We start from the raw sequence: 20,432 nt of genomic DNA, 5'->3' as shown, positions 1-20,432 counted from the left end.
GAGGGGGGGCTTTTAATGGCCCAAGGACGCGGAGAGGCACGGATGAAAGAGGGCAACAAGCTATTCGATGAAATGAACGATCGCTCGCGCGAGGTGTTCCGCAAGGTCGTCGAGAGCTATCTTGAATTCGGCGAGCCGGTGGGCTCGCGCACGCTGACGCGGTCGCTGAGCGAGAAGGTCTCGGCGGCGACGATCCGCAACGTCATGCAGGACCTTGAATATCTCGGGCTGCTCGACAGCCCGCATGTGAGCGCCGGGCGGATCCCGACGCAGCTGGGCTTGCGGATGTTCGTCGACGGCCTGCTCGAGGTGCGCGACCTTGATCTGTCGGACCGCGAGAAGCTCGACGCCACGCTGGGCCCGGGCGGCGACGACATGGGCGGCATCCTCGACCGGGTCGGCTCGGCGCTGTCGGGCGTCACCCATGGCGCCTCGCTGGTGCTGACGCCCAAGCACGAGGCGCCGATCAAGCATATCGAGTTCGTCAGCCTCGGCCATGACCGGGCGCTGGTGGTGCTGGTCTTTGCCGACGGCCATGTCGAGAACCGGCTGTTCCGTCCGCCGCCCGGTCAGACGCCAAGCTCGATGCGGGAGGCGGCGAATTTCCTCAACGCGCTGATCGAGGGCAAGACGCTCTCGGAGCTGCGCGGGGTGATGGCCGAGCAGATCAAGCACCGCCGGCAGGAGATCGACACGCTGGCCGCCGACCTGATCGAGGCGGGCATCGCCACATGGGAGAGCGATGCGGACAATTCGGCGCGGCTGATCGTGCGCGGCCGGGCGAATCTGCTTGGCACCGAGGCCGAGACCGAGGAGCTCGACCGCATCCGCAGCCTGTTCGACGATCTCGAGCGCAAGCGGGACATCGCTGAATTTCTGGAACTGGCCGAAACAGGCGACGGGGTGCGCATTTTTATCGGCTCGGAGAACAAACTTTTCTCACTTTCGGGTTCCTCTCTGGTGGTGTCTCCCTATATGAACGCGGATCGTAAGATCATCGGCGCGGTGGGCGTGATCGGCCCGACGCGCCTCAACTACGGCCGGATCGTCCCGATCGTGGATTACACGGCACAGCTGGTCGGCAAGCTGATTGCCGAGCGGAGCTAGAGGTGAAGAATGGCAGACCCGAAGAACGACGAGTTTCTCGATGACATCGAAGCCGCCGAGGCTGAGGCCTACGCGGACGAGGCCGAGGAGATCGACACCGAGGCAGCGGAGATCGATGCGCTGCGCGCCGAGCGCGACGAGTTCAAGGACCGGTTCATGCGGGCGCTGGCGGATGCCGAGAACGCGCGCAAGCGCGCCGACAAGGACCGCCGCGAAGCGCAGCAATATGGCGGCTCGCGTCTCGCCCGCGATCTGCTGCCGGTCTATGACAACCTGCACCGCGCCCTTGGCGTCGCCCGCGAGGAAAACGCCGCCGATGCGCTGATCGAAGGCATCGAGCTGACCCTGCGCGAGCTGACCAACACCTTCTCGAAGCACGGCATGACGACGATCTCGCCGCAGGTGGGTGACAAGTTCGATCCGCAGCAGCACGAGGCGATGTTCGAGGCTCCGGTGCCGGGCACCAAGGCGGGCGAGATCATCCAGGTGTCCGCCGAGGGCTTCTATCTCTACGACCGGCTGCTGCGCCCCGCGCAGGTCGGCGTGAGCTCGATGCCGGCGAGCTGATCTCGCAGATCCCGGCGCAGGAGGGGGGCGCTGCCCCCCGTCCACCTGCGGCGGACTCCCCCCGGGATATTTTCGGCCAGAAGAAAGCCGGGGGTCTTTGAGAGATGTTGTTCGTGAAGCGGTCCCGTCGGGGCCGCTTTTTTCATGTCTCGAGGCTGGCCTTGAGGTCGTAGAGCGCCTGCAGGGCCTCGCGCGGGGACAGGTCGTCGGGGCTGAGGGCGCCGAGTTTTTCCTCTAGCTGCGACGGGCCCGTCGGGCGCGCGGGCTGCGGGGCGGCCTCGGCGGCGGCGGAGAACAGCGGCAGGTCGTCGATCAGCGCCTTGGGGGCGGCGCGCTCGCGTTCGCCCTGTTCCAGCGCATCGAGGATGGTGCGGGCGCGGTCGGTGACGGCGCGGGGCAAGCCCGCGAGCTGCGCCACCTGCACGCCGTAGGAGCGGTCGGCAGCGCCCTCGCGCACCTCGTGCAGGAAGATCACCTCGCCGTCCCATTCCTTCACCGCGACGGTGGCGTTGCGCACCCCCTCGAGCTTGCCGGCGAGCACGGTAAGCTCGTGGTAGTGCGTGGCGAAGAGGCCGCGCACCCGGTTCACCCCGTGCAGGTGTTCGAGCGTGGCCCAGGCGATGGAGAGGCCGTCATAGGTGGCGGTGCCACGGCCGATCTCGTCGAGGATGACCAGGGCGCGGTCGTCGGCCTGGTTGAGGATGGCGGCGGTCTCGACCATCTCGACCATGAAGGTGGAGCGGCCGCGGGCGAGATCGTCCGAGGCGCCGACGCGGCTGAAGATCTGGCTGACCAACCCGAGATGGGCCGAGCGCGCCGGCACGTAGGAGCCGATCTGGGCCAGCAGCGCGATCAGCGCGTTCTGCCGCAGGTAGGTCGACTTACCGGCCATGTTGGGGCCGGTGAGCAGGGTGACGGAGGCGGCGTCGCCTTGCGCCGAGAGACCGCAATCATTGGCGATGAAGGGGCTGCCGCCCTGCGCCTGAAGCGCGCGTTCGACCACCGGGTGGCGGCCGCCCTCGATGGCGAAGGCGCGGCTCTCGTCGACCTGCGGGCGGCACCAGTCCTGGGCCCGGGCCAGATCGGCGAGGCCGAGGGCAAGGTCGAACTCCGACAGGGCGAGCCCGGTTTCCGACAGCGTGGGGGCCTCTGCGAGAATGGCGTCCCTGAGGCCGGAATAGAGCCGCTTCTCGATGTCCAGAGCCTCGTTGCCGGCATTGAGAATGCGGGTCTCGAGCTCGGTCAGTTCGACGGTGGTGAAGCGCACCTGGTTGGCGGTGGTCTGGCGGTGGATGAAGGTCTCGTTCAGCGGCGGCGACATCATCTTTTCCGCGTGGGTGGCGGTGGTCTCGATGAAGTAGCCCAGCACGTTGTTGTGCTTGATCTTGAGCGCGTTGACCCCGGCTTGCTGGGCGTATTGCGCCTGCATGGCGGCGATCACGCCGCGGCCCTCGTCGCGCAGTTTGCGGGCCTCATCGAGCGCTTCGTCATAGCCGGGCGCGATGAAGCCGCCGTCGCGGGCAAGCAGCGGCGGCTCGGCCACCAGCGCGGCGTCAAGCAGGGAGAGTAGATCTTCGTGGCCGCGCAGCGCATCGCGGGAGGTGGCGAGAAGCGCAGGGAGGGGGGCCTCGTCGAGCGCTTGCGCGATCTCCTCGGCCTGGGCCAGCGCGTTGCGCACTGCAGCGAGGTCGCGCGGGCCGCCGCGGTCGAGGCCGAGACGCGACAGGGCGCGGTCGAGATCGGGCACCTTGCGCAGCAGATCGCGCAGAGCACTGGCGAAGGGCGTCTCGATGCCCCAGTCGAGCGCATCGAGGCGGGCGGAAATCACCGAGAGCTCGCGCGACGGAGAGGAGACACGGCGCTCGAGCAGGCGTGCGCCGCCCGGCGTCACGGTGCGGTCGATCACCGAGAGCAGCGAGCCCTGCCGACCGCCATTCATCGATTGCGTGAGCTCGAGATTGCGGCGGGTGGCGGCGTCGATCTGCAGCATGCGCGAGACCGCGTCGCGCTGCGGCGCGCGCAGCAGCGGCAGGCGACCCTTCTGGGTGATGTCGAGATAGTCGACCAATGCGCCCATCGCCGCCAGCTCGGCGCGCTCGAAGCTGCCGAAACCGGACAGGGTCTGCACGCCGAAGAGGGTGCAGAGGCGGGCTTCGGCGCCGGCGCTGTCGAAGGAAGCGCGGCCCAGCACGGTGGGGTAGATGCCGAGATCGCCCAGAACCGCGCGCAGTTCTTCCTCGGCGGCCTCGGAGACCAGCAGCTCGGAGGGCGCAAGCCGCGCCAGCTCGGCCCCGATGCGGGCCTGGCCAAGCGGCATCACGTGGAACGCGCCGGTCGAGATATCGGCCCAGGCCAGCGCCCATGCGTCTCGAACCTTGCCCAAAGCGGCCAGGAAATTGTGCCGCCGCGCCTCGAGCAGCGACTCCTCGGTGAGCGTGCCAGGGGTGACGAGCCGCACCACCTCGCGTTTCACCACCGATTTCGAGCCGCGCTTCTTGGCCTCTGCGGGGCTTTCCATCTGCTCGCAGACCGCGACGCGGAAGCCCTTGCGGATCAGCGTCAGGAGATAGCCCTCGGCGGCATGGACCGGGACGCCGCACATCGGAATGTCGTCGCCCGCGTGCTTGCCACGCTTGGTCAGCGCGATGTCGAGCGCCTCGGCGGCGGCGGCGGCATCGTCGAAGAACAGCTCGTAGAAATCGCCCATGCGATAGAACAGTAGCGCGTCCGGGTGCCCTGCCTTGATCTCGAGATATTGCGCCATCATTGGCGTGACTGCCGTCATGTCGTCCCCCGGGTGACTGCCTGTGTCTGCCTGCTCCGGCGAGACATATCAAAGCGCGCGACCCCGACGAAAGCCGAAATCCGCGCTGTTGAGCCGTGCTTGACCCTGCGCTAAGACAAAGCTCGCCCCTGCGCTGGAGAAAGACGACATGGCCAAGATCAAATTCACCCGGGAAGAGGCGCTCGCCTTCCACCTCGAGCCCACCCCCGGCAAGTGGGAGGTGAAGGCCACCGTCCCGATGACCACGCAGCGCGACCTGTCGCTCGCCTATTCCCCGGGCGTTGCCGTGCCCTGCGAGGACATCGCCGAGAACCCGGAACTGGCCTATGATTACACCAACAAGGGCAACCTCGTCGCGGTGATCTCGAACGGCACTGCGGTGCTGGGGCTGGGCAATCTCGGCGCGCTCGGCTCGAAGCCGGTGATGGAGGGCAAGTCGGTGCTGTTCAAGCGCTTCGCCGACGTGAACTCGATCGACATCGAGCTCGACACCGAGGACCCCGAAGAGATCATCCGCGCGGTGAAGCTGATGTCGCCGACGTTCGGTGGCATCAACCTCGAGGACATCAAGGCGCCCGAGTGTTTCATCATCGAGCAGCGCCTCAAGGAAGAGTGCGACATCCCGGTCTTCCACGATGACCAGCACGGCACCGCGGTGATCTGCGCCGCCGGCCTGATCAACGCGCTGCACCTGAGCGGCAAGAAGATCGAGGAGTGCCGCATCGTGCTGAACGGTGCCGGCGCTGCGGGGATCGCCTGCCTTGAACTGGTCAAGGCGATGGGCGCCAAGCATGACAACTGCATCATGTGCGATACCAAGGGCGTGATCTACCAAGGCCGCAGCGAGGGCATGAACCAGTGGAAATCGGCCCACGCGGCGCGCACCGATCTGCGCACGCTGGAAGAGGCGATGGCCGGGGCGGACGTGTTCCTCGGCGTCTCGGCCAAGGGCGCGGTGACGCAGGCCATGGTCGAGAGCATGGCCGAGAACCCGGTGATCTTTGCCATGGCCAACCCCGACCCCGAGATCACGCCGGAAGAGGCGCATGAAGTGCGGCCCGACGCCATCGTGGCCACCGGACGCAGCGACTATCCCAACCAGGTCAACAACGTTCTGGGCTTTCCCTATCTCTTCCGCGGTGCGCTCGACATCCACGCCCGTGCGATCAATGACGAGATGAAGATCGCCTGTGCCGAGGCGCTCGCCGCCATTGCGCGCGAGGACGTGCCCGACGAGGTCGGCCTTGCCTATGGCAAGCAGCTGGCCTTTGGTCGCGACTACATCATTCCCACGCCGTTCGATCCGCGCCTGATCCACCGCATCCCGCCCGCGGTGGCAAAGGCCGGCATGGAGACCGGCGCCGCGCGGCGGCCGATCATCGACATGGAGGCCTATGAAGAGACGCTTCGGGGCCGCATGGATTCGACCGCACCGATCATCCGCAGCATCAACAACCGGGCGCGTCAGGCGCAGGCGCGGATGATCTTCGCCGAGGGTGACGATCCGCGCGTGCTGCGCGCCGCGGTGATGTACCAGCGCAACGGGCTGGGCAAGGCCCTGGTGGTGGGCCGCGAGGACGACGTGAAACAGAAGCTCGAGGAGGCCGGACTGGCCGACGCCTTCCGCGAGCTCGAGATCGTCAACGCGGGCAACACCCGGTATCTCGATACCTACAAGGATTTCCTCTACCAGCGGCTGCAACGTCGTGGCCGCGATCTGAAGGACATCCACCGGATGGCCGCGCGCGACCGTCACGTCTTTGCCTCGTTGATGCTGGCACACGGTCATGCCGATGGTCTTGTCACCGGCGCGACGCGCAAGTCGGCGCACGTGCTCGAGCGCATCAACACCGTATTCGATGCCGACGCGCAGCATGGCGCGGTCGGCGTCACGGCTCTGCTGCTTAATGGCCGGATCGTGCTGATCTCGGATACGCTGGTGCATGAATGGCCCGAGCAGCACGACCTCGCCACCATCGCCGAGCGCGCCGCCGACGTGGCGCGGCATCTCGGCATGGAGCCGCGCGTGGCCTTCGTGTCGTTCTCGACCTTCGGCTACCCGGTTTCGGAGCGGGCGCAGAAGATGCATCTCGCGCCGCAGGTGCTCGACGAGCGCGGCGTCGACTTCGAGTACGAGGGCGAGATGACGGTCGACGTGGCGCTGAACCCGAAGGCGCAGGAGGCCTATCCGTTCCAGCGTCTCACCGGGCCGGCCAACATCCTCGTGGTGCCGGCGCGGCACTCGGCATCGATCTCGGTCAAGCTGATGCAGGAGATGGCGGGTGCCACGGTGGTGGGGCCGATCCTCGCCGGCATCGACAAGTCGATCCAGATCTGCTCGACCAACATGACCGCCAATGACATCCTGAACATGGCGGTCCTGGCAGCCTGCAAGGTCGGCTGACCGCAAAGCACCGGAGGAGGCACGGATGACGATCTACAATCTTGGCTCGATCAACGCGGATCTGGCTTATTCCGTGCCTCACCTGCCGCTGCCGGGCGAGACCCTCGCCGCCTCCGAGATGATCCGGGGGCTTGGTGGCAAGGGCGCCAACATGTCGGTCGCCGCTGCCCGCGCGGCGGGGCGCGTCGTGCATATCGGCGCCGTCGGCAAGGAGGGTGGCTGGGCGGTCGAGCGTCTGATGGAATACGGCGTCGACACCCGCCACATCGCCACGGTCGACGCGGCCACCGGCCATGCGATCATTCTTGTCGACGGGCAGGGCGAGAACTCCATCGTCATCCATCACGGCGCCAACCACGCGATCCCCGAGGAACTACTTGGCCGCGTGTTGGCGGATGCCGATACCGGCGACATTCTCCTGATGCAGAACGAGACCCTGTTGCAGCCCGAGGCGGCGCGCATGGCCCGCAAGCTCGGGCTGCGTGTCGCCTATGCCGCCGCGCCGTTCGAGGCCGAGGCGGCGCTGGCGGTGCTCGATCACACCGACATCCTCGTGCTCAACGCCATCGAGATGGCGCAGCTCGAGGAGGCGACCGGGCTCGATCTGCCGCGCATGGGGGTGAAGACGGTGATCGTGACCGAGGGTGGTGACGGCTGCCGCATTCACCTTGCAGAGAACGGCTGGAAGCCTGAGCGCTTTGCCGCGCCAAAGGTAGATGCGGTGGACACGACCGGGGCAGGGGACACCTTCACAGGCTACCTGATCGCCGGCATTGACCGTGGCATGCCGCTCAAGCAGGCGGTCGATCTCGCGACCCGCGCCGCGGCGATCATGGTGACCCGCCGCGGCACCGCCGATGTCATCCCCGACCTCAAGGACGTGCAGGACGCCCGTCTGGGCTGAGCCTCAGCCGCCGACGAAGGGCGCGTCGCTGCCCCAGAGCTGGCGGACGCGCTGGTCGCGGCCGCAGGCATCGCGGTAGCGCACATAGGCCTTGGCCTTCGAGATCGGGCCAAAGCGCGACAGGATCAGGTCGTCGGACTTGTAGTAGTCCTGGTGATAGTCCTCGGCCTCGTAGAACCGCGCACCCTGCAGGATCGGCGTGACGATGGACTGCCCGAGCGCCGCCTGCGCCTGGGCCTTGGCCTGCTCGGCCGCGGCCTTTTCCCGCGCATCGGAGACGAAGATCGCGGTGCGATAGCTCTCGCCCCGGTCGCAGAACTGGCCACCGGCATCGGTGGGATCGACCGAGCGGAAGAACATCGCGTAGAGCTGGTCGGCGCTCACCTGTGCGCTGTCATAGGTGATCTTCACCGCCTCGTAGTGGCCGGTGCCGCCACGGCTCACCTGCTTGTAGGTCGGGTTGGCCGTCGTGCCGCCGGTATAGCCCGAGACCGCGCCCAGCACGCCGCGCACCTTTTCGAAATCGGCCTCGACGCACCAGAAGCAGCCACCCGCCACGACGATGTCGCGGCGCTCTCCGGCTTCGGCGCGCTGCGACTGCACGCAGAGCCCCATGACGATCAGTGCGGATAGAATGATGCTGCGGAACATGATGCGTCCTCCCTTTGCGCAACAGGCTGCGGCCTGCACGCTGCGCAATCAATCGCTGCAACGCGATTTCACCGCATGGTGAGCGCGCGTGACCCCTTCCGCCCGGGCCGAAACGCTCCTAGCGTGGCGCACATGGACAAGGTCACGACACATCAGGCGCAGGACGACGCCCGCAACGAAGAGATCCTCATCTGGGTCAATGGCGCGCTCAAACCCAAGGCGGAGGCGCTGGTCTCGGTCTACGATTCCGGCTTCATGCTGGGCGACGGCATCTGGGAGGGGCTGCGGCTCTATGACGGGCGCTGGAGCTTCATCGACGAACACCTCGACCGGCTGTTCGAGGCGGCGCTGGCCATCGACCTCGAGATCGGCCTGACGCGGGCCGAGCTGCTGGATGCGATCGAGGAAACGCGCGCGGCCAACGGCATGGTCACCGACGCGCATTGCCGCCTGATGGTGACGCGGGGCATCAAGACACGGCCCTTCCAGCATCCGGGCCTGTCGGTGCAGGGGCCGACGGTGGTGATCCTGATGGAGCACTCGCAGCCTTCGATCCCGCGTCCGATCCGGCTTGCCACCGTGCCGCACCAGCGCGGCCTGCCGATGACGCAGGACCCCAAGCTCAACTCGCATTCCAAGCTCAACTGCATCCTCGCCTGTATCGCCGCCGAGAAGGCCGGCGCCGACGAGGCGCTGATGCTCGACGTGCATGGCTTCGTGAACACCACCAACGCCTGCAACTTCTTCATCGTGCGCAAGGGCGCGGTTTGGACCTCGACGGGCGATTACTGCATGAACGGCATCACGCGGCAGAAGGTGATCGACCTCTGCCGCGCCAACGACATCCCGGTCTACGAGCGTAACTACTCGCTGGTCGACACCTACGGTGCCGACGAGGCGTTCCTCACCGGCACCTTCGGGGCGCAGACCCCGGTGGGCGAGATCGACGGCCGCCGCATCGGCACGGGCGAGATGGGCCCGGTGACGAAACGCCTCCGGGCGCTCTACAAGGAGCTTGTGACGTCATGAGGATCGCCATGTGGTCGGGACCGCGGAACCTGTCGACCGCGATGATGTACGCCTTCGGCAACCGCGCCGATTTTCATGTCATCGACGAGCCGTTCTACGGGCCTTACCTGCGCATGACCGGGCTGGCGCATCCGATGGGCGACGAGATCATGGCCAGCCGCCCGGAGAGCGGCGAGGCAGTCGCGGCGCAGCTTTCGGGGCCGATCCCGGGGGGCAAGCCGCACGCCTATCACAAGCACATGTGCCAGCACATGATCCCCGGCATGCCGCGCGACTTCATGGCGGATTGCGTCAACGTCTTCCTGCTGCGCCACCCGGCGCGGGTGGTGGCGAGTTTCTCCAAGGGCTACGAGAACCCCACCGCCGCCGATATCGGTTTCGCCCTGCAGGCCGAACTCTACGAGCATGTCGCGTCCCTCGGGCTCACCCCTTACGTCATCGACAGCGCCGACATCCGCCGTGATCCCGAGGGCAAGCTGGGGGCGCTTTGCGAAGCGATCGGGCTGGCGTTCGACCCGGCGATGCTGAACTGGCCCGCTGGCGGCCACGCGCAGGACGGCGTCTGGGCACCGCATTGGTACGCCTCGGTGCATCGCTCGACCGGGTTTGCCGGGCCGGAAGGACCTTTGCCGGTGCTCGAGGGGCGGGCCAGGGCGCTCGCCGACGAGGCCATGGAGCCCTACGAGAAGATGCGCTCCGCGACGCTGATCTGATTTTTTTCAGATTTTTTCGATCTTGCTGAAACTCCGACCTCCCGGCCGCCGTGGCTTAGGGCAGATCGGGCAACATTCGGTTGCCTGCCCAAGACACGACAGGAGAGTATGATGAAGAGTTTCGCAATTGCCGCCGCCCTGACCCTGACCGCCAGTGCCGCCTTCGCGGATGACCACATGGCCCCGATGGTCGAGGCGATGGATCAGAGCGTGTCGAACGGCATCGTCAGCGCCGATAAGGTCGCCGCGAGCGAGAATGGCTGGCTGGTGGTGCATCGCACCGATGCCGAGATGAAGCCGGGTCCCGTGGTCGGCCACGCGCCGCTGCGCGCCGGCGAGACCATGGACGTGGCCGCGATCCTTACCGAAGAGGTGGCGTCGGGCGACATGCTGATGCTGATGGTGCACGCGGAAGCAGGCGGCATGGAAACCGGCGTTTTCGAATACACGCTCGGTGCCAAGGAAGATGGCCCGATCCGTGTCGATGGCGATCTGGTGATGACCACGATCACCGTCGAATGAGTTTTGTGTTCACGAGTAGACGGTTTTCGTAACGAGTGACCGGTACCCGTAACAAGTAACCGAAGGCCGCCCTTCCTGGCTCAACGACGGTCTTCGGTGCCGTCCCCGCACTGGCCGCGGGGGCGGCGTTTTCTTTTCCGCCTCAGGCTTTCCTTTCCGCCTCAGGTCAGTGCTTCACGTGTGACAGGGCATCTTTGCCGCGCATAGAGCCTGTTCAGCACCTCTCGGAAACAGCCCGGCGCGCCCGGCACCGCCTCGAAAAGCGTCATGCAGGACCGCACCTTGAGCGCGTCGACGGAGCCTAGAATGTCCTCCGGTGCCGTGTCCTCGTGCCGCAGCAAAAGCTCGGTCGCGTCCCGGAGCCGTGGGCCGAGCACCGGGTGTGCGAGATAGTCTGCCGCCTCGTCGCGCCCTGTCAGGCCGAAATGCCGGGCCATCTGCGACCGGCCCAGACTGTCGAGCTGCGGAAACACGTACCAGATCCAGTGCGTGGCCTTCCGCCCGTCGCGCAGCTCGGCAAGGATCTGCGGCCAGTGGCGATCCTGCGCCTGAACGAACTCCTGAAGCTCTGCCATGATGCCCTCCGGGCCATTGGGGCGCTGCCCCGCCCGCGCGAGGCGCGGACTCCCCGGGATATTTTTGGCCAGAAGAGGCCATGAGGGAAGCGCCCCTGTCTTCTTCTGGCCAAAAAATATCCCCGCCGGAGGCATGTCCGGCGGGGGCAATCCTTGCAGACGTCCGAGGCTTGGCTCAGCCTTTGAAGCGGCGGTCGCGCGCGGCCAGCAGTTTCAGGCGCAGCGCGTTGAGCTGGATGAAGCCCTTGGCGTCTTCCTGGTTGTAGGCGCCGGCGTCGTCCTCGAAGGTCACGTGGGCCTCGGAATAGAGCGAGTGCTCGGACCAGCGCGCCACGGTGCGGGCAACGCCCTTGTAGAGCTTGAGGCGGACGGTGCCGCTCACGTGCTCCTGGCTCTTGTCGATCAGCGCCTGCAGCATCTCGCGCTCGGGCGAGAACCAGAAGCCGTTGTAGATCAGCTCGGCATAGCGCGGCATGATCGAGTCCTTGAGGTGACCGGAGCCGGAATCGAGGGTGATCTGCTCGATGCCGCGATGCGCCTCGAGCAGAACGGTGCCGCCCGGCGTCTCGTAGATGCCGCGCGACTTCATGCCGACGAAGCGGTTCTCCACGAGATCCAGCACGCCGATGCCGTGCTTGCCGCCAAGCTCGTTGAGCCGGGTCAGGATCGTGGCCGGCGACATCGCCTCGCCGTTGATCGACACCGCGTCGCCCTTCTCGAAACCGATTTCGATGAATTCGGGCTCATCGGGCGCCTGTTCGACCGGAACGGTGCGCTGAAGCACGTAATCGGGCGCCTCGTCGGCCGGGTTCTCGAGCACCTTGCCCTCGGAGGACGTGTGCAGCAGGTTTGCGTCGACCGAGAACGGCGCCTCGCCGCGCTTGTCCTTGGCGATCGGGATCTGGTTCTTCTCGGCGAAGTCGATCAGGCGGGTCCGCGAGGTGAGGTCCCACAGGCGCCACGGCGCGATCACCTTGATGTCGGGGTTGAGCGCGTAGCAGGCCAGCTCGAAGCGCACCTGGTCGTTGCCCTTGCCGGTGGCACCATGGGCGACCGCGTCGGCGCCCTCGGCGGCGGCGATCTCGACCAGCCGCTTGGAGATCAGCGGCCGCGCGATCGAGGTGCCCAGCAGGTAGAGCCCTTCGTAGAGCGCGTTGGCCCGGAACATCGGGAACACGAAATCGCGCACGAACTCCTCTCGGAGGTCCTCGATATAGACCTCGGACACGCCCAGCATCTCTGCCTTCTTGCGGGCGGGTTCGAGCTCTTCTCCCTGGCCGAGATCGGCGGTGAAGGTGACGACCTCACAGCCATACTCCGTCTGGAGCCATTTCAGGATGATCGAGGTGTCGAGGCCACCGGAATAGGCCAGGACGACTTTCTTGGGCGCGGACATCTGGGTTTTCCTCACGTGCAAACTGGAGCGCGGGTTACCGCCTTTTCGACGCAGGGGCAAGGATCGGGCGTTGACGCCCCCTCGGGCTGTGCTAGCCCTGCCGAGACGCGGCGGAAAAGATGGGCAGGTTCATGGGCTGGAAGATCTTCATGCATTCGGTGCGGATGGTGCTGGACAACCTTGGCCCGGCGCTGCGCGTGTCGGCGGTGCTCTACCTGTTGCAGGCAGCGTCGCAGATCGTGACCTTCATGATGCCGCAGGCCGATCCGGTCGGCGGTGATCCCGCTGCGGCGCCGGTGGCGGCCGGAGAATTGCTGATCCTGATGATACTTGCACTGGTGGCGAGCCTGTGGATCGCCGTCGGCTGGCACCGGTTCGTGCTGACCGGAGAGACGCCGCGCGGCTGGTTGCCGGCGTGGCATGGCTCGGAGATGCTGAGCTATCTCGGCCGGTCCATCGTCATCGGCCTGCTCATCGGGCTTGGCATCGCGGTGATCGGCGGGCTGGCGATGGGCGTGGCCATGGCGGCACCCGGGCTGGTCGGGCTCGTGGCCTTCGGTCTGGTTGGGCTGGCCAGCTACGTGTTCTTCCGCATCGGGTTGATCCTGCCGGCGGCGGCGCTTGGCGAGACCTTGAGCCTTGGCGAATCGTGGAAGGCGACGGCCAAGGACGACAAGGCGATCCTGGTGCTGGCGCTGATCGTCATGGCGGGGCAGTTCCTGATCAGCGTGCCGGCGATGATCGACGGCGACAGCAGCTCGGTGATCAGCCTGATCTATTCCATCGTCGTCAACTGGTTCGCGACGATGATCGGCATTTCCGTGCTGACCACGCTTTATGGGTGTTTTGTCGAGGGACGTGCGCTCGACTAGGCTTGCCTTGTCGGGGGTGATGCGCCAACTCTCGGCCATGGACAGCTTTCAAGACAAGGCTCGCGCTGCCGCGGTGGCGATGCGCGAGGTCTTCCCCGAGACACCGCTTCTGCGCAACGCCCATCTCAGCGAGCGTTTCGGCGCCGATGTCTGGCTCAAGCGCGAGGACCTGAGCCCGGTGCGCAGCTACAAGCTGCGCGGCGCCTTCAACGCCATGCGCAAGCGGCCCGAGGCCGAGCTTTTCGTTGCGGCAAGCGCCGGCAACCACGCGCAGGGCGTGGCCTTCATGTGCCGCCAGTTCGGCAAGAAGGGCGTGATCTTCATGCCGGTGACGACGCCGGACCAGAAGATCCAGAAGACCCGGATGTTCGGCGGGGATGCGGTCGAGCTGGTGATGACCGGCGATTACTTCGACGACACGCTCGCCGCCGCGCAGGCCTTCTGCGTCGAGAAGGGCGGGCATTTCCTGTCGCCCTTCGACGACGAGGACGTGATCGAGGGGCAGGCTAGCGTCGCGGTCGAGACCGAGGGCCAGCTTGGCCGGGTGCCGGATCACGTGGTGATCCCGGTGGGCGGCGGCGGGCTCGGGTCGGGGGTGCTGAGCTATTTCGGCAATGACTGCCAGTACACCTTTGTCGAGCCGCGGGGCGGCGCCTGCCTGCAGGCGGCGCTGCGGGCGGGGCACCCGGTGCCGCTCGAGCGGGTCGACAACTTTGCCGATGGCGCCGCCGTGGCGAAGATCGGCGAGAAGACCTTTGCGCGGCTCAAGGGCGTGGGGCTGGCCAACACGCTGACCATCAGCGAGGACCGGGTCTGCACGACCATGCTCGAGATGCTCAATGTCGAGGGCGTGGTGCTCGAACCCGCCGGCGCGCTGGCGGTGGATGCGCTCAAGGATCTGGGCCAGTCGATCCGCGGGCGCACCGTGGTCTGCGTGACCTCGGGCGGCAATTTCGATTTTGAGCGTCTTCCAGAGGTCAAGGAGCGGGCGCAGCGCTATTCGGGGGTGAAGAAGTACTTCATCCTGCGTCTGCCGCAGCGGCCGGGCGCACTGAAGGATTTCTTGGGCTTTCTTGGCCCGGAGGATGATATCGCGCGGTTCGAGTACCTGAAGAAATCGGCGCGCAATTTCGGCTCGGTGCTGATCGGGATCGAGACCTCGGACCCGGTGCATTTCGACGAGTTGTTCCGCAAGCTCGACGCGCATGGCTACACCTATCGCGACATCACCGATGACGAGGTGCTGGCACAGTTCCTGATCTGAGCATCCTCTGCGCCGCGCCAGACCGTGCTCCTGCCACTTGCGGAGGACAGCACGCGACGGGAGCGCCAGGCTCAGGCGGCGATTTGGTTCGGCAGGTCGCGCAGGAAGGCTTCGCGGCTCTGTTCGTACAGGCCGGCGATGAGGGTCATGTCGATGCCGGCCGTGTCCCCGGCGCTGGCGGTTTTCTCATAGTCGTCACAGATCGCCGCAAAGGCTGAAAACCCAAGATTCAGCGCACTGCCGCGGAGCGAATGCAGCGCGGCTTCGGTCTCGGGCGCGCTGTGCAGAAGCAGAGGCAGGTCGGCGATGGTGGCTTCGACCTCCTGCAGGAAGAGTGGCACAACCTCGTCGAATTCCGTCACGCCGATTTCATCGCGGAGTTCCGCGACGCGGGGCCAGTCGATCATGGGACACCTCCTTGATCCGGGGTATCGGGAAAGCGTGAAGAAATCCTTTCGCAGCGCCCTGCCGCCTGTCGGATCGTTGGAAACGAAGCGTTAGGGGGGATCGGCTAGACAGCGGCAACCTGCCCGAGCGAGGACCGCGCTTGCACCCGGACCGCACCGACATTTCCGACCCGAACGCCTCGGGCGCCACGCTGCAGCGCATCCTGCTGGTCGATGACAGCGCCGTGCAGCTCAAGATCCTTGCCGCGATGATGCGACATTGGGGGTTCGAGGTCTGGCAGGCCGAAAGTGGCGCCGAGGCGCTGGCGCTCTGCGAGGAGATCGCCTTTGACGCAGTGCTGTCGGACTGGATGATGCCGGGGATGGACGGGCTCGAGCTTTGCCGCCAGTTCCGGCAGCTGCCGCGCGACAGCTATGGCTACTTCATCCTGCTCACCTCGAAGAACGAGCGCGGCGCCATCGTGCGCGGGCTTGATGCCGGGGCGGATGACTTCCTGACCAAACCTGTCAGTTCGGACGAGCTGCGCGCCCGCATCAATGCCGGCGCGCGGCTCCTGTCGACCCAGCGCCAGCTGGCCGAGACGCTGACCAAGCTGCGCAGGGCCTATGACGCCATCGACCGGGATCTCCGGCAGGCGCGCACCATTCAGGAGGCGCTGGTGCCGCGCCGGTTCCAGCGCTTCCGCACCGCCAGCGTCAGCCTGCTTCTGAAACCCTGTGGCCATGTGGGTGGCGATCTTGTCGGCATGTTCAGCCCCGATCCCACGGGCGTCGGGGTCTATTGCATCGACGTCTCGGGCCACGGCATCACCTCGGCGATGATGACCGCGCGGGTGGCGGGCTATCTCGGGGGCGATTTCCCCGATCAGAACATCGCGCTCGAACGGCGGCGCGACAGACAGATGAGCTTCTGTCCTCCGAGGGTGGTGGCGATGCGTCTGAACCAGCGGCTCTCGGCGGATCCCGGGGTTCTTGAATACCTCACCATGGCCTATCTCACGCTTGAGCTGGGCTCGGGGCTGGTGACGCTGGTGCGCGCCGGTCATCCGCCGCCGCTGCTGATCCGCGGCGATGGCAGCATGGAGTTTGTCGGCGTCGGCAGTCTGCCGGTCGGGCTGCTGGCGGATGCCCGCTACGAGGAAACACGGCTGTCGCTGGCGCCGGGCGACCGCATCCTGCTCTATTCCGACGGCATGACCGAGGCGCGGCTGAGTGGTGGTGGCATGCTCGATGATCACGGCCTGATCGCGCTTGTGCGGGAGTGTCTCGCCGCGCGGGGGACCGAGTTTCTCGACGATCTCTATTGGCGGCTGAGCCAGCTCACGCCGCCAGCCCATCCGCTCGAGGATGACGTTTCGGCGGCGCTGGTGGAATATGACGGGCCATGACGGTGCCTAAAGCGCGAAGCGCCGCACAAAGTCGCAATCGCCGGGATTGCCGAGGATGTCGGCGGCCAGCTCCGGCGCTACGAAATTCGCGCTGTGGCCGTCCTCGCTCGGGGGGCCGAGCGGGCGCACCGGATGCGCCATGTAGATGATGCAGAGCTTCTCGGCCCAGAGATCGTATTCGGGCATGTAGGTGAAGCGCCGGAACGCGCCGAGGCGGCGCGGCCAGGCGATGCGCCAGCCGGTCTCTTCCATCACCTCCCGATGCAGCGCCTCGGTCGGCGATTCGCCGGGATCGATGCCGCCTCCGGGCAGCTGGAACTCGGGCCAGGGATCGGTCTGGTGGGTCAGCAGCAGCGCCCCGTCGCGGGGCAGGATCGCGTAAGCCCCGGGACGCAGTGTATATTGCCGCCCGGATTCGGGCGGCGGGCCATAGCGTGCGATCATTGGAGGCCCCCTTGGTTCCTGCCTTGTCCTGCCTATATGGTGCCGGTATGCCAACGCCCGGCAAATAAGGAAACCCCATGACCATCGGCAGCAAACTTGCCTGGGACGACACCGTCCTTCCGTTTCAGCTTGACCTCTCCGACATCCGGGGCCGTGTCGCGCGGCTCGACGGTGTGCTCAACGGCATCCTGAGCCAGCACGACTACCCGGCGCCGGTCGAGGCGCTGGTGGCCGAGATGGCGCTGCTCACGGCGCTGATCGGACAGACGGTGAAGCTGCGCTGGAAGCTCTCGCTCCAGGTCCAGACGCGTGGCGCGCTCCGGATGATCGCCACCGATTACTTCGCCCCCGAAAAGGAGGGCGAACCCGCCCGCATTCGTGCCTATGCCAGCTACGACCCCGAGAAGGTGTCCGACGCGCCCGCGTTCGAGCAGCTCGAGGACGGCTATTTCGCGATCCTGATCGACCAGGGCAAGGGCACCACGCCCTACCAAGGCATCACGCCGCTCGCCGGGGGCTCTCTGGCGGCCTGTGCCGAGGCCTATTTCGCCCAGTCCGAGCAGCTGCCGACGCGGTTTGCGCTGAATTACGGCCGCGCCCTGCAGGCGGATGGCTCGGGCGAGTGGCGCGCCGGCGGCATGATGATCCAGACCATGCCCAAGGCGTCGCCCTTTGCCCAGAGCGGCGAGGGCGGCTCGGGCGAGAATGGTCTTCTGCGCGCCGAGGACCTCGTCGATGGTGACGAGGAAGAGAACTGGCGCCGGGTGAATTTCCACGTCGACACCGTCGACGAGCTGGAGCTGATCGGCCCGGATCTGCCGCCGACCGACCTTCTGGTGCGCCTGTTCCACGAGGAACAGCCGAGGGTCTTCGACGCTCAGCCGGTCCGCTTCGGCTGCACCTGCTCGGAAGACCGGGTGCGCCAGTCGCTGTCGATCTACTCGGCCAACGACATCGAGAAGATGACCACCGAGGACGGGATCGTCACCGCCGATTGCCAGTTCTGCGGCGCGCATTACGAGCTTGATCCCGAAAGCGTGGGGTTCGAGGCGAAAAAGTGAGCCGGACGGAGGATCAGATCGCGGCATTGCGCCGGGCGGTGACGGGGGAGCACACCCCGTCATCGGATTTCGATCTGAACCCCGAAACTGTTCTGCCTCCCAATCGCAAGCTGCGGCCAGCCGGTGTGCTGGCCGCGTTTCTGCCCGGCGAGAACGGGCTCGAGCTGCTGCTCACCAAGCGCTCGTCGCGGCTCAAGCATCATCCCGGCCAGATTGCCTTTCCCGGCGGCAAGGTCGACCCGGTCGATGACGGCCCGGTCGACGCCGCGCTGCGCGAGGCGCATGAAGAGGTCGGCCTGCCGCGCGAGGCGGTCGAGCTTCTGGGCACGATGGCGCCGCACGAGACGGTGACCGGCTTCCTCGCGACCCCGGTTCTGGGCCTTGTCAGGGACGCATTCGACCCAATCGCCGAGCCCGGCGAGGTGGCCGAGATCTTTCGCGTGCCCTTCGATCATGTCACTGACCCGGCGCGCTACAGCATCCAGTGGCGGCGCTGGCGCGGGCAACGGCGCTATTATTACACAGCGCCTTTCGGCCCCTATTACATCTGGGGCGCCACCGCGCGGATGCTGCGGGCCCTGGCCGGACGGATCTCGCCGTGACACGGGTCGGGGGGGAGTGGCTCAGCTGCGCGTCGACGCAAGAGGTCCTTGCGATGCTGGAGCAGGCCGGCCACGCCGCCTACGCCGTCGGCGGCTGCGTTCGCAACGCGCTCTTCGGGGCACCGGTGGCGGACGTGGATATCGCCACCGATGCCCGCCCCGACACCGTTGTCGCGCTCGCCGTGGCAGCCGGGCTGAAACCGGTGCCGACGGGGATCGACCACGGCACCGTCACCGTGGTGGCCGAGGGCATCGGCCACGAGGTCACCACCTTCCGTGCCGATGTCGAGACCGATGGCCGACGCGCCGTGGTGCGCTATTCAGACGACATCGCCGAGGACGCGGCACGGCGCGATTTCACCATGAACGCGCTTTATGCGGATGCACGTGGCGAGGTGCTCGACCCGCTCAACGGCTTGCCGGACCTTGAGGCACGCCGGGTGCGCTTCATCCGCGATGCCGGCGAGCGCATACGCGAGGATTACCTCCGCATCCTGCGCTTCTTCCGCTTTCACGCATGGTACGGTGATCCTGACGCCGGCGTCGATGAAGAGGCGCTGGCGGGCATCGCCACCAATCTCGACGGGCTCGCCGCGCTTTCGGCCGAGCGGGTCGGACACGAGATCACCCGGTTGCTCTCGGCGTCTGATCCCGCGCCGTCCGTGGCGGTGATGGAGCAGGTGGGCGTTCTGGCGCGGGTCTTACCCGGCGCCACGTCGCGGATGCTGGCGCCGCTGGTGGCGCTCGAGGAAAGCGCGGCGCTGCCGCCCGATCCGATGCGCAGGCTCGCGGTTCTGGGCTATTTCGAGGCCCGCAGCCTGCGGCTCTCGAAGGCGCGACAGAGGCATCTCGAGGCATATCAGAGCCTGATCTCCGCCGGCACCGGCTATGCCGAGATCGCCTATCGCCACGGCGAGGCGATGGCGCGCGACGTGGCGGCGCTGCGCTCTGCGAGCCTCGGCCAGCCGATGCCGGAAGATCTCGAGGCACAGATCGCCACCGGGGCAGGGGCCACACTGCCGATCCGCCCGCGCGACCTGATGCCCGCGTTCGAGGGACCGGCGCTGGGCGATGAGCTGCGCGCGCGCGAGCGGCGCTGGATCGAGTCCGGTTTCACCCTGACCAAGGCCGACCTTCTGAAGTGACTGTCCCCACATGACCATCGACCCGCTCTACGGCTTCGTCTTTTTCGGCCTGTTCTCGCCCGGCCCCAACGTGGTGCTGCTCACCGCCTCGGGCGCGCGCTTCGGCATCCGGCGGACGCTGCCGCATCTCTTCGGCGTGGTGCTGGGTGTGGGGATCACCGCCGGACTCACAGGGCTCGGCATCGCGGCGCTCTTGCAGCAGGCGCCGATGCTGGAGCTGGCGCTCAAGATCGCTGCCAGCGCGTGGATGCTCTACATGGCGTGGGGGCTGTGGCACTCTGACCGGCGCAAGGGCAAGGCCGAGCGCGACCGCCCGATGACCCTGATCGAGGCGGTGCTGTTCCAGTGGGTGAACCCCAAGGTCTGGGCGGTGGCGCTGGCGGCGGCCTCGGCCTATCCCGGCACCGCGGGCCCGTGGTGGGAGGCGGTGCGGCTCGGCACCGCGTTTTCCGGCATCAATCTCGTCTGTTGCCTGTTCTGGACCAGCGCCGGCGCGCTGCTCACCTACCTGCTCACGACGCCGACCGCGTGGCGGGTCTTTACCCGCATCATGGCGGTCGCTCTAGGCAGTTTTTCCGTCATGGTCTTCCTGTAGG

The 20,432-nt window shown here is 66.7% G+C and carries 20 protein-coding genes; 14 read left to right on the top strand and 6 right to left on the bottom strand.

Annotated elements, in window-relative coordinates:
• Positions 1–42: 42 nt before the first annotated feature.
• Entirely contained in the window at positions 43–1,107 is a 1,065-nt protein-coding gene (hrcA, locus tag JF542_RS17005) for a heat-inducible transcriptional repressor HrcA (RefSeq protein WP_007795648.1), read from the top strand.
• A 9-nt stretch (positions 1,108–1,116) separates the two neighbouring features.
• Entirely contained in the window at positions 1,117–1,674 is a 558-nt protein-coding gene (locus JF542_RS17000; protein ID WP_007795650.1) for a nucleotide exchange factor GrpE, read from the top strand.
• A gap of 142 nt (positions 1,675–1,816) precedes the next feature.
• On the opposite strand, the gene mutS is transcribed toward JF542_RS17000, so the two are convergent.
• Entirely contained in the window at positions 1,817–4,459 is a 2,643-nt protein-coding gene (mutS, locus tag JF542_RS16995) for a DNA mismatch repair protein MutS (RefSeq protein WP_207076717.1), read from the bottom strand.
• A 148-nt stretch (positions 4,460–4,607) separates the two neighbouring features.
• Between mutS and JF542_RS16990 the strand changes: the two genes are divergently transcribed.
• Positions 4,608–6,863: an NADP-dependent malic enzyme gene (locus JF542_RS16990; protein ID WP_207076716.1), complete on the top strand. Its 2,256-nt coding sequence runs from the start codon at positions 4,608–4,610 to the stop codon at positions 6,861–6,863.
• A gap of 25 nt (positions 6,864–6,888) precedes the next feature.
• Entirely contained in the window at positions 6,889–7,767 is an 879-nt protein-coding gene (locus JF542_RS16985) for a ribokinase (RefSeq protein WP_207076715.1), read from the top strand.
• Between the two features lie 3 nt (positions 7,768–7,770).
• Here JF542_RS16985 and msrA read toward each other — a convergent pair whose 3' ends face one another.
• The gene (msrA, locus tag JF542_RS16980) at positions 7,771–8,418 is read right to left on the bottom strand and encodes a peptide-methionine (S)-S-oxide reductase MsrA (RefSeq protein WP_207076714.1); all 648 of its coding nucleotides are present in this window, start codon (positions 8,416–8,418) and stop codon (positions 7,771–7,773) included.
• Between the two features lie 132 nt (positions 8,419–8,550).
• Here msrA and JF542_RS16975 point away from each other — a divergent pair, with 132 nt between their 5' ends.
• The 3 genes from JF542_RS16975 (at position 8,551) to JF542_RS16965 (ending at position 10,682) form a co-directional block, all read left to right on the top strand.
• Entirely contained in the window at positions 8,551–9,447 is an 897-nt protein-coding gene (locus JF542_RS16975; protein ID WP_207076713.1) for a D-amino acid aminotransferase, read from the top strand.
• Positions 9,444–10,160, top strand: a complete 717-nt coding sequence (locus JF542_RS16970; RefSeq protein WP_207076712.1) for a sulfotransferase-like domain-containing protein — start codon at positions 9,444–9,446, stop codon at positions 10,158–10,160. Before JF542_RS16975 ends, JF542_RS16970 begins: the two co-directional genes overlap by 4 nt.
• A 111-nt stretch (positions 10,161–10,271) precedes the next feature.
• A complete protein-coding gene (locus JF542_RS16965) occupies positions 10,272–10,682 on the top strand; it encodes a DUF7282 domain-containing protein (RefSeq protein ID WP_207076711.1) in 411 nt (136 codons plus the stop codon).
• 161 nt (positions 10,683–10,843) lie between these two features.
• On the opposite strand, the gene JF542_RS16960 is transcribed toward JF542_RS16965, so the two are convergent.
• Together JF542_RS16960 and JF542_RS16955 are read right to left on the bottom strand one after the other, a co-directional pair.
• Complete coding sequence (locus tag JF542_RS16960) at positions 10,844–11,257, bottom strand: DUF1810 domain-containing protein (protein WP_207076710.1); 414 nt, start codon at positions 11,255–11,257, stop codon at positions 10,844–10,846.
• Positions 11,258–11,432: 175 nt separating this feature from the next.
• Positions 11,433–12,653, bottom strand: a complete 1,221-nt coding sequence (locus tag JF542_RS16955) for an argininosuccinate synthase (protein ID WP_207076709.1) — start codon at positions 12,651–12,653, stop codon at positions 11,433–11,435.
• Positions 12,654–12,784: 131 nt separating this feature from the next.
• Here JF542_RS16955 and JF542_RS16950 point away from each other — a divergent pair, with 131 nt between their 5' ends.
• Positions 12,785–13,525, top strand: coding sequence for a hypothetical protein (locus tag JF542_RS16950; RefSeq protein ID WP_207076708.1), 741 nt, complete (start codon positions 12,785–12,787; stop codon positions 13,523–13,525).
• 37 nt (positions 13,526–13,562) lie between these two features.
• Positions 13,563–14,789: a threonine ammonia-lyase IlvA gene (ilvA, locus tag JF542_RS16945; RefSeq protein ID WP_207076707.1), complete on the top strand. Its 1,227-nt coding sequence runs from the start codon at positions 13,563–13,565 to the stop codon at positions 14,787–14,789.
• 71 nt (positions 14,790–14,860) lie between these two features.
• On the opposite strand, the gene JF542_RS16940 is transcribed toward ilvA, so the two are convergent.
• Entirely contained in the window at positions 14,861–15,196 is a 336-nt protein-coding gene (locus tag JF542_RS16940; protein ID WP_207076706.1) for an Hpt domain-containing protein, read from the bottom strand.
• Positions 15,197–15,336: 140 nt separating this feature from the next.
• Here JF542_RS16940 and JF542_RS16935 point away from each other — a divergent pair, with 140 nt between their 5' ends.
• On the top strand, positions 15,337–16,584 hold the full coding sequence (locus JF542_RS16935) for a PP2C family protein-serine/threonine phosphatase (protein ID WP_207076705.1): 1,248 nt from the start codon (positions 15,337–15,339) through the stop codon (positions 16,582–16,584).
• Between the two features lie 6 nt (positions 16,585–16,590).
• On the opposite strand, the gene JF542_RS16930 is transcribed toward JF542_RS16935, so the two are convergent.
• Complete coding sequence (locus JF542_RS16930; RefSeq protein ID WP_207076704.1) at positions 16,591–17,028, bottom strand: NUDIX domain-containing protein; 438 nt, start codon at positions 17,026–17,028, stop codon at positions 16,591–16,593.
• 77 nt (positions 17,029–17,105) lie between these two features.
• Between JF542_RS16930 and hslO the strand changes: the two genes are divergently transcribed.
• Genes hslO through JF542_RS16910 form a run of 4 tightly spaced genes read left to right on the top strand, consistent with a single transcriptional unit; the run spans position 17,106 to position 20,431 of the window.
• On the top strand, positions 17,106–18,089 hold the full coding sequence (gene hslO / locus JF542_RS16925; RefSeq protein WP_007795698.1) for an Hsp33 family molecular chaperone HslO: 984 nt from the start codon (positions 17,106–17,108) through the stop codon (positions 18,087–18,089).
• The gene (locus JF542_RS16920) at positions 18,086–18,691 is read left to right on the top strand and encodes a CoA pyrophosphatase (RefSeq protein ID WP_050768408.1); all 606 of its coding nucleotides are present in this window, start codon (positions 18,086–18,088) and stop codon (positions 18,689–18,691) included. Before hslO ends, JF542_RS16920 begins: the two co-directional genes overlap by 4 nt.
• A 53-nt stretch (positions 18,692–18,744) precedes the next feature.
• Positions 18,745–19,836, top strand: a complete 1,092-nt coding sequence (locus tag JF542_RS16915; RefSeq protein WP_207076703.1) for a CCA tRNA nucleotidyltransferase — start codon at positions 18,745–18,747, stop codon at positions 19,834–19,836.
• A gap of 10 nt (positions 19,837–19,846) precedes the next feature.
• Positions 19,847–20,431, top strand: a complete 585-nt coding sequence (locus JF542_RS16910) for a LysE family translocator (RefSeq protein ID WP_207076702.1) — start codon at positions 19,847–19,849, stop codon at positions 20,429–20,431.
• Position 20,432 lies beyond the last annotated feature (1 nt).

This window comes from Salipiger bermudensis, assembly GCF_017309175.1.
GTDB classification, from domain to species: domain Bacteria; phylum Pseudomonadota; class Alphaproteobacteria; order Rhodobacterales; family Rhodobacteraceae; genus Salipiger; species Salipiger bermudensis.
This window is presented reverse-complemented; position numbering and strand designations above follow the sequence as displayed.